Consider the following 15,599-nt stretch of genomic DNA (forward strand, 5'->3'; position numbering starts at 1 on the left):
AGGACTTTTTATGCAACTAACCAATCGTAAAAAAGTAATTGAACAAAAACCGATGACATTTTCGGAAAGAATCTACTTTCCCGCTATTATCAAAGGTTTACGCATTACATTAAGGCATTTTTTTAAGAAAATTCCAACCATTAAATATCCTGAGGAAATAAGACCTTATTCGAAAAACTTCAGGGGGCAACATTCGCTCAAACGTGATGAGGAAGGGCGTGAGCGGTGTACAGCCTGTGGATTATGTGCTTTGTCCTGCCCTGCAGAGGCGATTACAATGACTGCTGCCGAGCGAAAAAAAGGTGAAGAAAATCTTTACCGCGAGGAAAAGTATGCGTCAGTATATGAAATCAATATGTTGCGATGTATTTTCTGTGGTCTATGTGAAGAGGCCTGTCCGAAAGAAGCGATCTATCTGGATGGACCACATGTGACAGCAGATTATCTCCGTAAGGATTTTATCTATGGAAAAGATAAATTGGTAGAACCAACTTTTGATATTACCAAATTAAAGAGCTAAACCAGGAAATTATGACAGTATTTTATTTTGTAGCCTTCTTGTCTATTTTCTTTGCGCTGCTGACCATTTTTACAAAAAATCCTGTACACAGTGTACTGTATTTGGTCATTACGTTTTTTACGTTTACAATACATTATATTCTTTTGAATGCACAGTTTTTGGCAGTGGTGAATTTCATCGTATATATGGGAGCCATCATGGTTTTGTTTTTATTTGTATTGATGCTGCTCAACCTGAATAAGGATACCGAACCCATGAAATCCAACTTGGTTAAGTTTATGGGTGTTATCGCCGGTTGTTGCCTATTGGTGACTTTCTTCGGTGTATACCGCGTATTTGATATTTCTAATCCCTTGACTGTTGTTAATCCAGAAATCGGGTTGGTTAAGAATCTGGGTAAGGTGTTGTTTAACGAATTTTTGCTTCCTTTCGAATTATCATCATTATTGTTATTGACGGCAATGATTGGAGCAATATTATTAGCTAAGAAAGAACCTAAACAAATCTAATGGAAACAGTTGTTCAACAGTTGCAGGGGGTGCCAATAAATCATTATCTGATTTTTTGTGCGATTATTTTCGTTATTGGTGTTATCGGTGTTCTTATTCGCCGTAACGTCATTATTATTATGATGTCTATTGAGTTGATGCTGAATGCGGTGAATCTTCTTTTAGCTGCTTTTTCAGTGCAGCATGGCGATTCGTCAGGACAGGTCTTTGTCTTCTTTATCATGGCATTGGCGGCGGCAGAAGTTGCCGTTGGCTTGGCGATTATTATTATGGTATATCGGAATACGAAGTCTGTGGATATCGATTCCTTAAATAAACTTCGTTGGTAGAACTTAAGAAATAAATACGATGAGTGAATTAGTTTGGTTGATTCCCCTTTTGCCCTTAATCGGGTTTATAGTGAATGGATTGGGTAGGAATACCTTTTCCAAAGGTATGATAGGCGCTGTTGGCAGCGCTGTAGTGCTTATTTCTTTTGTATGTAGCTGCCTTCTGTTCTCCGAAGTCTACCAAGCGAGACAAGCTGGACAAGCAGGCATCATTGAACAACATGTATTTGATTGGATTGCAGTGGGCAATCTCAAGATAGGTCTGTCCTTTTTGGTAGATCCGTTAAGTGCGATCATGCTCTTAATTGTTACGGGAATTGGTTTCCTTATCCATGTCTATTCTATTGGTTATATGCATCATGATAATGGATTTGGTAAGTTTTTCGCTTATTTGAATCTCTTTATCTTTTTTATGCTGCTATTGGTATTGGGATCCAATTACCTGGTCATGTTCATCGGTTGGGAAGGTGTAGGACTATGTTCTTATTTATTGATCGGCTTTTGGTATAAGAATAGTTCGTATGCAAATGCAGCAAAAAAAGCATTTGTGATGAATAGAATAGGGGATTTAGGTTTTCTGCTTGCGGTATTTTTAATACTTGGAACTTTTGGGTCCTTAGAATTTTCGACTGTATTTCCAGCGGCCAAGAATTTTGCTGTTGGTGATATCACAGTCGTTAGCATTACCATTTTGTTATTTATTGCTGCAACAGGTAAATCGGCGCAGATACCTTTGTTTACCTGGTTGCCAGATGCCATGGCTGGCCCGACCCCTGTGTCGGCCCTGATCCATGCGGCAACGATGGTTACAGCCGGTATTTATATGATTGCACGTTCCAATGTATTGTTTATTCTTTCACCGTTTACGTTGCAGCTCATTTCTGTCATAGCTATCTGTACAGCCCTGTTAGCTGCTGCGATTGCATTGACACAAAATGATATTAAGAAAGTATTGGCTTATTCCACAGTTTCACAATTGGGCTATATGTTTCTTGGCCTAGGTGTCGGAGCATTTACGGGAGCGTTTTTCCATGTATTGACCCATGCCTTTTTCAAGGCGTTACTTTTCCTCGGTGCCGGATCTGTCATACATGGTATGAGTGAAGAACAGGATATGCGTAAAATGGGCGGCTTGAAGAAAGCAATGCCTATTACTTATCTGACGATGTTGATGGGGACAATTGCGATTGCAGGAATTCCACCATTTTCTGGCTTCTTCTCCAAAGATGAAATATTGGCGGGGGCTTTTGCCGCTAGTCCGGTCTTATGGGGTTTAGGTTTTATTGGTGCATTAATGACGGCATTCTATATGTTTAGGATGCTGTTTATGACCTTTTTTGGGACATTCCGTGGTACGGAAGAGCAAAAACATCATTTGCATGAATCTCCAAAGAGTATGACCATGCCACTCATTGTATTGGCTATACTTTCTGTGGTTGGAGGTGTGATCAACTTACCAGCTGTTTTGGGAGGTAATCATTGGCTTGAGGATTTCCTGGCGCCAGTGTTCTCAGAGGGAAAAGCGATAATACCTGCAACTCATCATTTGGAACACAGTACTGAATATTTATTAATGGCCGTTTCTGTTGTTGGGGTATTGATTATGGTTGCTTTAGCCTTTAATAAGTATGTTAAACGACAACAGTTACCTGAAGCGGGAGAAGGTACCAGAAGTTTCTTGGCGAATTTATCTTACAATAAGTTTTACGTGGATGAACTTTATGATAGTATCATTGTACGTCCCATCAATTGGCTCTCAGCTTTCTTCGGGAATGTTGTGGATCAACGTGGTATTGATGGCGTTGTTAATGGTGCCGGGAAAGCAACATTTGATACGGGAAAAGTATTGCGTTTGCTCCAGAATGGTAATGTTGGTTTTTATTTATTGATGATGGTAATTGGGGTGATTGCCATTTTCATCTATGGATTGTTGAGTCTTTAATTTTGGTATAATCGATGGATAACTTGTTTTTACTTATTTTATTGCCGTTAATAAGCGCATTGATTCTAACGTTCTTAAAGACCAATGCTGCAAAGTCTATTGCCTTGATTTTATCATTACTGTCTTTGGCTTTGACTATTCCTTTCCTTTGTACTTTTGACGCAAATGCCGGAATGCAATTTGAACAAAATTGGCTATGGATTTCTTCATTGCATATTCATTTTCATATCGGCGTTGATGGAATTAGCTTGCCGTTGATCTTATTGACGAATGGGCTAATGCCTTTAATTATTGCCACAACCTTTAAGAAGGATTATAAAGGAAACTTCTATGCTTTAATGGCTTTTATGCAAGCGGGCTTATTGCTCGTATTTATGGCCTTGGATGCCTTTACTTTTTATGTGGGCTGGGAGATTGCCTTGATTCCGATTTATTTTATTTGTGCACTTTGGGGTGAAGGAGATCGTATCCGCGTAAATTTGAAATTCTTTATTTATACTTTCTTGGGTAGCCTTTTGATGTTGATCGGTATTCTTTATCTCTATCAACAAGTGCCCAATCGTGATTTTGAATGGACTTCATTTATTGCATTAGATTTGGGGGAAAACACACAGCGATGGTTATTTTGGGCTTTTTTTGTTGCTTTCGCCATCAAAATACCAATTTTTCCTTTTCATACTTGGCAACCCAATACGTATACAAACGCACCTGCAGCAGGCACGATGTTATTGGCGGGTATCATGCTCAAAATGGGGGTTTATGGTTTAATGCGTTGGCTATTGCCCATCGCACCAGCCGGTGTTGCGCTGTACGGACATTTTGCAATGATCTTATGCGTTATTGGGATCGTCTATGCTTCCATTATTGCAATTAAACAAGATGATGTGAAGCGATTGATCGCCTATTCATCAATAGCTCACGTTGGCTTAATTAGTGCTGGTGTCTTCACATGGAATACGAATGGCCTGAGTGGAGCAACTATTCAAATGTTAAATCACGGTATTTCTGTGATAGGACTTTTTTATGTGTTGGATATTATACAGCAGCGCACACAGACACGTAGTCTTACTGAGCTTGGTGGAATAGCAAGCAAGGCGCCTCGGTTGGCCATCTTCTTTATGATTATTTGTATGGGAGCAGTGGGGTTACCATTAACGAATGGATTTATTGGTGAGTTTTTATTATTGAAAGGCGTTTTTCAATATGGATTTTGGTTTGCTGTTTTTGCTGGTTTAACCTTAATTCTGGGTGCAGTTTATATCCTTAGGCTTTATCAAGGAACGATGCTGGGAGAAACGACCGAAAGAACTATACAATTTGAAGATGTAAAAGGAACGGAACTTATTGTATTGACGGTGGTCTCTGTCTTGATCCTTTATATTGGTATATTCCCTAATTTCCTATTGAACCTTTCTGCAGGTTCTGTGGAAGTTTTAAGTACATTTTTAGGCAGATAATAGATATATTTAATTGTATGGGTGCAATAATTACACTTTCGATATTAGCATTAGTCGTCCTTTACCTTGGCTTATTCAAGATGAAATCTATGCTGCTGCCTGTTTCTATTCTTGGCTTCTTGGTCGCTATTGGTTTCTTATGGAATGACTGGACTTCTACCAGCGGACCTCTCTTTAGTGGGATGGTTCATTTTGATCATTACGCTATTGCTTTCTCGGTCTTATGTATCGCGGTTACCTTGTGTATCTTTGTAATCTCAAAGGGATATTTTGATGAGGAGGGACAAATTGCGGAGTATTACTCGTTATTGATTTTCTCCCTCACAGGTGCTGTTCTTGTGAATAGTTATCATAATTTTTCAATGCTTTTTTTAGGTATTGAAATTATGTCTGTAGCGCTTTATATTTTGGTCGGGATACGTAAAAGAGACAAAGCATCAAATGAAGCTGCATTAAAGTACTTTTTGATGGGCGCTTTCTCTACTGGGTTTCTACTGTTTGGTATTGCCCTGTTATACGGTGCTACCGGATCATTTGATTTAAGTGAAATCAAAAACTATGTCGTCAATAACCCGCAGGCAATTTCGCCTTTGTTTTATGGAGGTATATTGCTCCTCATTGTGGGACTGACGTTCAAGGTGGGGGCTGTTCCCTTTCATTTCTGGACACCAGATGTTTATGATGGGGCTCCGATACTGATTACGAGTTATATGAGTACGGTCGTTAAAGTTGCTTCTTTCGCCGGATTGTTACGTTTATTCAGTTATAGTCTATTGCCTTTACAAGATTTTTGGACTCCAGTTTTCTTAGTGATCGCCATTCTCACCTTATTTGTTGGAAATATTTCTGCATTAATGCAGTCTTCCTTCAAACGTATGCTTGCTTATTCAAGTGTTTCGCATGCTGGGTATATGTTATTTGCGATTGTAGCAGTAGGGGCTACTTCGGCTAACAGTATCTTTGCTTATGGCCTTGCCTATTCGCTGGCAACCATTGTTGCCTTTACGGGATTGATCCTTGTAAAGAAAACGACGGGCTCCGAGCATTTTGAAGCTTTTAATGGCTTGGGTAAACGAAATCCTTTGCTCGCATTTGCCATCACGATAGCCATGCTTTCTCTTGCGGGAATACCACTGACAGCTGGATTTATCGGTAAGTTTATGATGTTTTCTTCTGTTATGGAAAATTATCATATTGTTTTGCTCGTATTGGCGGTAATCAATGCAGGCATTGCTGTGTATTACTATTTGAAAGTTGTTGTTGCGATGTACTTTAGAGACAGTGACGAATCCTGTGTCAATGTGCAGTGGAATTATTCATTGGTATTATTCCTTGCCGTAATGCTTACCATATTAATTGGGGTATATCCAGACTGTCTTTTAAAATTAATATAAAGGTTCTGTTAAAATACTTGTTGTTTATTAGAGCATGGCGATTTCGCTGTGCTTTTTTTATTTTTATTGGTATAACTCTTGCATACAAATTGTATATTGTAAAAAAGAAATCCTATCAAATTGCAGATGGCGTTTAAAGTGTGTGTTAAATCTTTTTCGATTCATGTTTTATGTGTGTTACTTTTCTTCGTTATCTGCGAACAAGTAATTGCACAGGACTTTATTCGTGGAAAGGTCGTTGATGCACAAACAGGCAAGGGCATTTCAAGGGTTTCAATCAACTGGCTTGGGGAAGATAGCGGTGGTAGCAGCGATACCCTTGGGTATTTTAAGATTCAAGATATCAAGAAATACAGACAGCTTGTATTTGGAGCAGTGGGGTATGAGCGGCGGACAGTGGATGTTCGTCGGTTACAAGATTCTATGTTGACGGTGCATTTAATTGCCTCGAATAATACATTAGAGGAGGTCGTGGTCAATAGAAGAAACAAAAAGCCTAAAGATCCAGCTATTGCACTGATCGAACAGGTGATAGCACATCGACCACAAAATCATTATACCCGTATACCTGAAATTCGTTTTGACGAATATGAGAAGACGCAATTTGGTTTTGTCAATCCTGAGGATAAAGCGAAAAAATTTCCGAAACCATTCCGATTCCTCTTTGAAAATGTCGATTCTACAGCTTTTAGGGGGCAGACCATTGCACCCTTTTATTTGGAAGAAAACTATGCCAATATCTATTCATCCCATAATCCAGATCGTAGTAAGAAGATTGTCATCAGCCACAATCAGACCGAATTAAATCCACGCTTTTTTAACAATGATAATTGGCAGACACGGTTCCAGACGATACTCCGTGATGTTGATCTCTATGAAAATACAATTCAGATCACGAACAAAGGAGTCTTAAGTCCAATTGCTTCCGGTGCTACAGCGTTTTATAGGTACAAAATTCAAGATACCATAAAGATCGAGGGGAAGGATTATATTGAACTCCATTTTGAAGGTAAATCGGAAATTGATCTGCTCTTCTATGGTGATCTACTGATCTCAGATGATACAAGGTATGCGGTTCATCGCGCGACATTGAATATCGGACGTACTGCAAATATCAATTGGATAAATGACGTGCAGATAGATCTCAGCTATAGCGAATTTAAAAACGGTAGCATGCTTCCCGTTCATGCAGACCTGAAAATGTTATTTGGCGGGAGCAAGTCGGATGTATTGTATGGGCGCAGGGAAACCCAATACTTAGGACATCGCACCGATTCTATTTCGAATGAGAATTTTGCTGGTGTACCTGTTGAAAAAAGGTATCTCCTCCAGTCCGCACCGTATATACCCATAGTAGGAGTCAGACCAAGCCCATTAAGCCATGCTGAAGTAGGGGCATATCAAAAAGTTGATTCTGTACAGAATATGCGTTCTTTTAATCAGTTAGTAGCATTAGGCTATTTATTGGCAAAGGGGTATTATAATGCCGGGAAAGTTGAGTTTGGTCCACTGGAATATCTGTATAGCCGTAATAATTACGAAGGGAATCGTTTTAGGATGAGCGGTCGAACAACACGCTTGTTTTCGGAAAAGGCCTACATTGAAGGATACACAGCCTATGGCGATAAAGACAAAGCGCTAAAATACTACCTGAGTACGGCATTTACTTTAAATGGAGAACGTATTGTTCAGTTTCCGGCAAATTATTTGCGCTTTACCGTACAGCACGACGTTATGGAACCGGGACGAGGTTTGGGTTTTTTAAAAGGAGATGGTTTCTTCCGTTCTTTTGGAAAAAACAGGCCTAATAAATGGCAGTTTAATGATATCTATCGTCTCGATCATCTGATCGAATTTGGGAACCATATGAGTGTAGGAACGGCATTTACACATACCCGCAGACAACCTCGCGGTGATTTGTTTTATATCAATAGCCTACCTTTACCTGATACAGTCCGCCAAGTAAATACAAATGATCTACAGCTAATTTTGCGTTGGGCTCCGAATGAAGAATTTACTTATCATAATCTCGACAGGGGAACAGTAGAAAATAAATATCCCATTTTTACCCTGCAATATAATAAAGGGCTGAAAGGATTTTGGGGGGCAGATTATAGTTATGATGCGTTACGCTTTAGTATCTTCAAAAGATTGTTCTTATCGCCAGCAGGACAGGCTGATTTTGAGTTTTCAGGCGGGAGAATTTGGGGGAAACATCTGCCTTATACCTTACTGGAACTTCCAGAAGTCACTAAAGATAAGCAGGGGCCGTTGGTGAATTTTGACTTGATGGCGACCTCGGAATTTGTTTCAGACCAGTTTTTGAAATTGACTTATTACCACAATTGGAATGGTTTCTTTTTTAATAGAATTCCTTTGTTCAGACGGTTAAAGTGGCGTGAAGTAACAGGATTCAAGGCTTTTTATGGAAAGTTAAGCGATGCCAACAATCCCTTTGTTACGCCCGAAAATATTCAGTTTGAAGCGGACAAAGATGGTATTATTCAAACAAAAGCCGTGCGTAACAAACCTTATGTAGAAGGACTTGTGGGGGTGGATAATATCTTTAAATTGATTAGATTAGAGTATAAAAAGAGATTAAGCTATAAAGGCGGTGAAGGTGTACCTTCTGATACTTTTACGGCATCCTTACATTTTAATTTTTAACAATTATGGTTCAATATTCAAATTTAAAGTATGCCATTAAAGATAGTATTGGCTATGTCATCATTAATCGCGAACCGCAACTGAATGCCCTAGATCAGGAAACGCTTGATGAATTGCAAGATATCTTCAAACATTTCAATTCCGATGATCATGTAAGGGGTATTATCCTGACCGGCGCTGGACATAAAGCATTTGCCGCGGGCGCGGATATCAAGGAATTTACGGATCTGTCTGTGATTCAGGCACGATGGCTTAGTGAAAGAGGGCATATTATCTTTACGGATCTTATCGAAGCTTCTCCGAAGCCAGTTATTGCTGCTATAAATGGATATGCTTTAGGTGGAGGGCTCGAAATGGCTTTGGCTTGCCATATCCGTATAGCTTCTGAAAGTGCTAAGATGGGACTTCCGGAGGTTTCTTTGGGCCTGATTCCGGGTTACGGAGGTACGCAGCGTTTGCCCAAATTGATCGGAAAAGGACAGGCTATGCAAATGATTTTAACTGGCGATATGATTGATGCGCAGCGAGCTTATGAACTAGGACTGGTCAATGAGGTGATCGCACAGGATAAACTAATTGCCCGAGCGGAGGAAATACTGCAAAAGATATTTACCCGTTCGCGTGTTGCGGTGGCAAATGCTATTGCAGCCATTAACGCCGCTGAAGATAAACAACAGAATGGGAATAAGGTGGAAATGGATGCCTTTGGACATCTGTTCGGAACAGACGATTTCAAAGAAGGTGTTTCAGCATTTTTAGCGAAAAGGACACCCAATTTTGAATAATGTAGCAGTACTTCACTGAACTTTATACCCTGTGTATTGGCATGTGTCGATGAAGAGATGAGATAGTGCCAAGAAAAGATGTTCGAATGGAGAGCCATCGTTTATAACCAATCGTTTAGAGGTAACTGGTCTAGATGGCTTATGGATCTGGATCTGAAAGGTTTAACTGACATTATTTTTGATATTTTTTTCGATATTCTTGTGGCGACATTTTCATTTCTCGTGTAAACGCTTTTGAAAAATGAAAGGGGTCATAAAAATGGAGTTTGAATGCGATTTCTTTAATTTTAAGTAGTGTAAATTGCAGGTAAGAGCAAGCTCTTTGCATACGGAGTTGATTGTAATATACCATGGGCGGGTAAGATGTTTTCTGCTTGAACAAGTTAATAAGATGTGATTTGGAATAGCTGAAACGTGCTGAAATATCATCCAGATTGATATTGTTCTCCAGATTGTCTTTCATAAATATGATGATGTCCTGTATAATATTATCTACTTGAATTCGGTTACTTTCTCTAAACTGCGCCTGATATTGAATGGAAGCTAAAAAATATTGAAAGCAAAAACTCGTATACTCCAAATTTTCTGGGCTGTACCCCATTTCCAGATTTTTGTAGATGCTCTCGAAGAGCTGGATGCGGTTGGCATGTTTGTTTGAATCCGCATCAACGATATGAATCACTTGGCCCATGATATGTTTAAAAAGAGCCGCATCTGTCCCGGCGAAATGAATCCAATAGATGCTCCAGGGATCATTTGATTTTGCGCCATAGCAATGTGCACTATCTCTCGGTATAATAAATACATCGTTTCTTTTAAGGTTATGCGTTGTGTCATCCTGTTTTATCCAGCCACTTCCTTTTTCGCAATAAATCAGAATATATTCCCTGCATCCTTCTTGACGATCACGGTAGTGTTTTTTTGCATTGGGATAATAGCCGATATGTGTGATGTGTAATTTCGTTGTGATGTTATTGTCTGCCTGGTAGTTGCATACGGCATAGGGAAGGACAATTGCCTTTTCTCCTTTGAATCCTTCAGCGATGACATCTTGGTTTTGTTTCATAAATCGAGCTTGTTTTTGGTTATCCTTATAAAAATAATAATATTTTACATGTTTATCGTGTTCACTTACATGATTCTCCCCAAGTAATCCATTACTTTTACCTAAGTAAATCTAAATATGTAAACTCTTATGCAAAAGACTGCGACGACCTATCTGCTATTGATCACTTTTGTGGCTGCTATTGGTGGATTTCTATTTGGATATGATTGGGTAGTTATTGGAGGTGCAAAACCATTTTATGAGGCTTATTTTCATTTGGAATCCGATCCCGCATTGCAAGGATGGGCCATGTCTTCGGCGATTGTGGGAAGCTTTGTTGGTGTACTGCTCTCGGGAGGATTGGCAGATCGCTATGGTCGAAAACCACTGATTTATACAGCCGCAATTTTATTTATAATTTCTGCATTGGGAACCGGCATGGCGTCCGAACTTGACACCTTTATTATTTATCGGATTTTGGGCGGGATAGGTATTGGTGTAGCCTCCAATTTGGCTCCGATGTATATCGCGGAAATCGCCCCTGCAGAAAGTCGGGGAAAATTTGTATCTGTCAATCAATTAACCATTGTACTGGGCATACTTGCAGCGCAAGTGGTCAATTGGCTTATTGCTAAGCCGGTTTTAGCTGGAGAATCTATTCTAGAAACCTGGAATGGGCAAGAGGGTTGGAGATGGATGTTTTGGGCAGGAGCGATCCCAGCAGTCGTTTTTTTGGTGCTGCTTTTCCTGATTCCCGAAAGCCCCCGTTGGTTGTATTCGAAAGGGAAGCACGAACAGGCAAAGCGTGTGTTTTTACGCATGGGTGGAGATGAATATGCAGCAGAAAATATTCAATCTATTGCCGAGGCGGCTGAACTAAATCAGGGTAAAGCCCGAAAAAGAAATTTATTTCAGGGCAAGTTGCTGCGGTTGTTGTTGCTAGGAAGTTTTATTGCGGTCTTTCAGCAGTGGTGTGGGATTAATGTTATTTTTAATTATGCCCAAGAAATTTTTACGGCTGCCGGATATACAGTTTCGGGGATGCTTTTCAATATTATTATCACTGGAGTGATCAATGTAATTTTTACATTCATCGGCATGTATCTGGTCGATCGAATTGGTCGCCGTGCATTGATGCTCTTCGGATCAGCAGGGCTTTTTGTGATTTATATTGCCCTAGGGGCTTGTTATTATTTCAATTGCAGTGGCATTTTCGTGCTTCTCCTTGTGTTAGCCGGAATTGCGGTGTATGCGATGACTTTGGCACCTGTTACTTGGGTAATCATCGCCGAAATATTCCCTACCGCTGTAAGGGCGCAGGCTATGGCGATCGCGACATCATTACTATGGATTGCATGTTTTGTGCTCACTTATACTTTTCCTTTACTGAATCAAAATATGGGCGCAGCTGGTACATTCTGGCTGTATGGTGGAGTCTGTTTTATCGGTTATATGTTTCTATGGAGTCGACTGAAAGAGACCAAAGGAAAAAGCTTAGAAGAAATTGAACAAGAACTTGAAGGATAATTGGCACTGGGATAATCAACTCGACCTATATAAACCTATTAGTGTATTAAGAAAATGACAGAATTGACTCGTTACCTCATAAAATCAACAGTTGACCAGAAAGGGATCGTAAAAGCATGGGAGGAGCAGGTTGCGATTCCAATATACGAGATTGGGACGATGGAGAAGAATCCCATATTTGCCGAAAAGCGCGTATACCAAGGTAGCTCAGGGGTAGTATATCCCTATCCGATCATAGAGAAAATTAGCGATCAAAAACGAAACAAGATCTATCAAGCGCTATTTCTCGAAAATGAATATATCAAGGTGATGATTCTTCCAGCTTTAGGTGGACGGGTTCATATGGCTTATGATAAAGTTAGAGAACGACATTTCGTTTACTATAATGAGGTTATCAAGCCCGCTTTGGTTGGGCTCACTGGTCCTTGGATTTCAGGAGGGATTGAATTTAATTGGCCCCAGCATCATCGACCGACTACTTTTATGCCAACAGAGCATTTAATCGAACACAACAGCGATGGAAGTATTACGGTTTGGTGCAACGAAATCGAGCGTATGTTTCGGATGAAGGCCATGCAGGGATTTACTTTGCATCCCGACAAAGCGTATTTAGAAATCAAGGTTCAAGTGTATAATCGGACAGCATTGCCACAAACTTTTCTGTGGTGGGCCAATCCGGCTGTTGTTGTGAATGACGACTATTATTCCGTATTCCCTCCCGATGTCAATGCTGTTTTTGATCATGGAAAGCGAGAGGTCTCTTCTTTCCCGATTGCTACGGGAACCTATTACAAATACGATTACTCGGCAGGTGTTGATATTGCACAATACAAGAATATTCCTGTCCCGACGTCCTATATGGCCATTCAATCGAAATACAACTTCGTTGGCGGCTATGAGGCTGGTGCTACCAATGCGGGGATGTTACATGTGGCCGACCATCACATTTCACCGGGGAAAAAACAGTGGACCTGGGGAAATGGTGACTTTGGTGTCGCTTGGGATAGAAACCTGACAGATGAAAATGGACCATATATTGAATTGATGGCTGGTGTATATACAGATAATCAGCCTGATTTTGCTTGGTTACAACCTTACGAAGTGAAATCCTGGTCTCAGTATTTTATGCCTTACGCAGAAGTCGGACAGGTGAAAAATGCAACAAAAGATGCGGTGCTCAATATGGAGGTTAGGGAGCAGACTGCTCACATTGTCTTGTATACAACAGGGAGGTATGAAAATATACGTGTTTTGTTACGTAATACAGCCGGTAAAATCTATTTGGACGAACAAGTGACTTGTTCTCCTCGGAATATTTATACCCAAAGTGTTGCTGGATTGGACAGTCTAACAACCGAACTCATATTGACTGTGTATGATAAAAATAACCATGAAATATTGGTCTACCAGCAAGAACAGGCGAAGAATGCTGAAGATATACCCAAACCGGCACAGGCAGCATTGCTGCCCGAAGACATTTGTTCTATCGAAGAATTGTTTTTGACAGGACAGCATCTGGAGCAGTACCGACATGCAACTTATAATCCATTGGATTATTATAAGGAGGCTCTGCGACGTGAACCGAACGACATCAGATGTAATAATGCAATGGGCGCTTTCTTGTTGCGGAACGGTAAGATAGAGGAGTCCATTATTTATTTTGAGACCGCTATTGCCCGCGCTACGGAGCGTAATCCCAATCCTTATGATGGAGAACCTTATTACAACCTTGGTGTAGCTCTGCAACTATCTGGGGATCTGAATGGAGCTTATGCAGCTTTCTACAAAGCAACATGGAATGCCGCATGGAAGGATTCTGGCTATTTTGGTTTGGCACAAATAGATGCGAAGAGGGGCAATTGGAAAGCTGCTTTGGAAAAAATAGATCACTCATTGAGCAGAAACTGGTATCACCATAAAGGAAGACAGCTGAAGGCCTCTATTTTAAGAAAACTAGGGGCAAAAGATGCCGCTTTAGCATGTATTCAAGAATCAATGGAATTGGATCCGTTTAATATGGGCTGTCGATTCGAATGGTACCTGTTAACGGAAGAAGAATCGATATTTTCTCCTATTCTCGATTTAGCGCGCGTTAATATTCATAGTGTGATGGAGTATACATTGGATTTTGCTCATGCCGGTCTGTATGAAGAAGCATCTTTACTCCTTGAAAAAACCATTGAAGACGTAACCTTAGTTTACCCAATGGTATATTATACACTCGGTTATTTCGCGACTCATCTCGGCTTGCATGACAAGGCGAAAACGTATTGTGATCAAGCCGTCGTTATGGATCCGACTTATTGTTTTCCAAATCGTTTGGAAGAGATTGCAATTCTCCGACATGCCATAGTTTTAAATAGTGCTGACGCAAAGGCCTCGTATTATTTGGGCAATCTTTGGTATGGTAAAAGGCAGCATCAGGATGCTGTTGACTGTTGGGAGCATGCTATCAAATTGGATGGACAGTTTCCTACCGTTTATCGTAATTTGGCCTTAGCTTATTATAATCGTATAGACAAGAAGAAAGAAGCCGTGCCCCTATTGGAGAGCGCATTTTCATTGGATGAAACCGATGCACGTTTACTCATGGAGCTTCATCAGCTCTACAAGAAGGAGGGACGCTCTTACAAAGAAAGGTTGGCCCTGCTCGATCGATATCCGGATTTGGTGACGCTTAGAGATGATCTATTCTTGGAGCGGATCACCCTATTTAATCTCTTGGGTGAATATGAGAGTGCGAAAACGTTGCTTGCTTCCCGGCAGTTTAAGCCCTGGGAAGGGGGGGAAGGTAAGGTCTCTCGTCAATACACGATATGTCAGCTCGAATTGGCCAAAAAATCGATACTGCAAAATGAACTGCAGCAGGCGCTTTCCTTGCTAAAGGCGCTTGATTATTATCCACATAACCTTGGTGAAGGTAAGCTGATTACAATGGAAGAAAACGATGTTCACTATTATAAGGGACTCGTCTATCGTTTATTGGGCATGGAAGAAGAAGCTAAAGTTTATTTCTATAAAGCAACAGAAGGTGCTGATGAGCCCCAGCAGGCCCTTTTCTATAATGATCCACAACCAGATAAGATATTTTATCAAGGTTTAGCTTGGCATGAGCTTGGTGATCCAGTGCGAGCTGAACAACGTTTTCAATGTTTAATAGATCATGGAAAGTTATTTATTGACAAGCCCTTTAAAATAGATTATTTTGCAGTTTCCTTGCCTGATATGGATATTTGGGAGGAAGATCTGGATCATAAGAATAAAATACATTGTTTGTATGTCATGGGATTGGGGTATTTGGGGAATGGAGATCGTGCTTTGGCAATGCATTATTTAGCACAAGTCCAGCAGTTGGATCCCAATCACCAAGGGAGCCAGGCTATTATGTGTTCTTTCTTAGGTGAAACTTCTTTAAAGAGTTAAT

11 protein-coding genes are annotated in these 15,599 nt (G+C 40.3%); 10 read left to right on the forward strand and 1 reads right to left on the reverse strand.

Annotation, left to right across the window (positions count from 1 at the left end; translation table 11 throughout):
* Positions 1 to 10: 10 nt before the first annotated feature.
* The 8 genes from B4N43_RS08610 (at position 11) to B4N43_RS08645 (ending at position 9,603) form a co-directional block, all read left to right on the forward strand.
* Positions 11 to 520, forward strand: a complete 510-nt coding sequence (locus B4N43_RS08610; RefSeq protein ID WP_070560982.1) for a NuoI/complex I 23 kDa subunit family protein — start codon at positions 11 to 13, stop codon at positions 518 to 520.
* A gap of 11 nt (positions 521 to 531) precedes the next feature.
* The gene (locus B4N43_RS08615; protein ID WP_046673083.1) at positions 532 to 1,029 is read left to right on the forward strand and encodes an NADH-quinone oxidoreductase subunit J; all 498 of its coding nucleotides are present in this window, start codon (positions 532 to 534) and stop codon (positions 1,027 to 1,029) included.
* Positions 1,029 to 1,358, forward strand: a complete 330-nt coding sequence (gene nuoK, locus B4N43_RS08620) for an NADH-quinone oxidoreductase subunit NuoK (protein ID WP_046673084.1) — start codon at positions 1,029 to 1,031, stop codon at positions 1,356 to 1,358. The genes B4N43_RS08615 and nuoK overlap by 1 nt, the downstream gene beginning before the upstream one ends.
* Before the next feature lie 19 nt (positions 1,359 to 1,377).
* Complete coding sequence (gene nuoL, locus B4N43_RS08625; RefSeq protein WP_201667007.1) at positions 1,378 to 3,300, forward strand: NADH-quinone oxidoreductase subunit L; 1,923 nt, start codon at positions 1,378 to 1,380, stop codon at positions 3,298 to 3,300.
* Positions 3,301 to 3,314: 14 nt separating this feature from the next.
* The gene (locus B4N43_RS08630; RefSeq protein WP_286734160.1) at positions 3,315 to 4,757 is read left to right on the forward strand and encodes a complex I subunit 4 family protein; all 1,443 of its coding nucleotides are present in this window, start codon (positions 3,315 to 3,317) and stop codon (positions 4,755 to 4,757) included.
* 17 nt (positions 4,758 to 4,774) lie between these two features.
* Positions 4,775 to 6,151 carry an NADH-quinone oxidoreductase subunit N gene (locus B4N43_RS08635; protein WP_286734162.1) on the forward strand — a complete coding sequence of 459 codons (1,377 nt, stop codon included), beginning with the start codon at positions 4,775 to 4,777 and terminating at the stop codon, positions 6,149 to 6,151.
* 174 nt (positions 6,152 to 6,325) lie between these two features.
* Positions 6,326 to 8,818, forward strand: coding sequence for a DUF5686 family protein (locus tag B4N43_RS08640; protein ID WP_286734165.1), 2,493 nt, complete (start codon positions 6,326 to 6,328; stop codon positions 8,816 to 8,818).
* A 5-nt stretch (positions 8,819 to 8,823) separates the two neighbouring features.
* Positions 8,824 to 9,603, forward strand: a complete 780-nt coding sequence (locus B4N43_RS08645; protein ID WP_286734167.1) for an enoyl-CoA hydratase/isomerase family protein — start codon at positions 8,824 to 8,826, stop codon at positions 9,601 to 9,603.
* 172 nt (positions 9,604 to 9,775) lie between these two features.
* Here the strand turns inward: B4N43_RS08645 and B4N43_RS08650 are convergent, their stop codons facing one another.
* Complete coding sequence (locus B4N43_RS08650) at positions 9,776 to 10,669, reverse strand: AraC family transcriptional regulator (RefSeq protein WP_286734169.1); 894 nt, start codon at positions 10,667 to 10,669, stop codon at positions 9,776 to 9,778.
* A gap of 129 nt (positions 10,670 to 10,798) precedes the next feature.
* On the opposite strand from B4N43_RS08650, the gene B4N43_RS08655 reads away from it, so the two are divergent.
* On the forward strand, positions 10,799 to 12,175 hold the full coding sequence (locus B4N43_RS08655; protein WP_286734171.1) for a sugar porter family MFS transporter: 1,377 nt from the start codon (positions 10,799 to 10,801) through the stop codon (positions 12,173 to 12,175).
* Between the two features lie 54 nt (positions 12,176 to 12,229).
* Positions 12,230 to 15,598, forward strand: coding sequence for a tetratricopeptide repeat protein (locus B4N43_RS08660; RefSeq protein WP_286734174.1), 3,369 nt, complete (start codon positions 12,230 to 12,232; stop codon positions 15,596 to 15,598).
* Position 15,599: the final 1 nt, after the last annotated feature.

It is taken from the genome of Sphingobacterium sp. UBA1897 (genome assembly GCF_002337775.1).
Lineage (GTDB): Bacteria > Bacteroidota > Bacteroidia > Sphingobacteriales > Sphingobacteriaceae > Sphingobacterium > Sphingobacterium siyangense.

Bases quoted from the DNA above. Each gene is read 5' to 3' on its own strand.
- B4N43_RS08610 (WP_070560982.1), top strand. From the start codon at position 11: ATGCAACTAACCAATCGTAAAAAAGTAATTGAACAAAAACCGATGACA.
- B4N43_RS08615 (WP_046673083.1), top strand. From the start codon at position 532: ATGACAGTATTTTATTTTGTAGCCTTCTTGTCTATTTTCTTTGCGCTG.
- nuoK (WP_046673084.1), top strand. From the start codon at position 1,029: ATGGAAACAGTTGTTCAACAGTTGCAGGGGGTGCCAATAAATCATTAT.
- nuoL (WP_201667007.1), top strand. From the start codon at position 1,378: ATGAGTGAATTAGTTTGGTTGATTCCCCTTTTGCCCTTAATCGGGTTT.
- B4N43_RS08630 (WP_286734160.1), top strand. From the start codon at position 3,315: ATGGATAACTTGTTTTTACTTATTTTATTGCCGTTAATAAGCGCATTG.
- B4N43_RS08635 (WP_286734162.1), top strand. From the start codon at position 4,775: ATGGGTGCAATAATTACACTTTCGATATTAGCATTAGTCGTCCTTTAC.
- B4N43_RS08645 (WP_286734167.1), top strand. From the start codon at position 8,824: ATGGTTCAATATTCAAATTTAAAGTATGCCATTAAAGATAGTATTGGC.
- B4N43_RS08650 (WP_286734169.1), bottom strand. From the start codon at position 10,669: ATGAAACAAAACCAAGATGTCATCGCTGAAGGATTCAAAGGAGAAAAG.
- B4N43_RS08655 (WP_286734171.1), top strand. From the start codon at position 10,799: ATGCAAAAGACTGCGACGACCTATCTGCTATTGATCACTTTTGTGGCT.
- B4N43_RS08660 (WP_286734174.1), top strand. From the start codon at position 12,230: ATGACAGAATTGACTCGTTACCTCATAAAATCAACAGTTGACCAGAAA.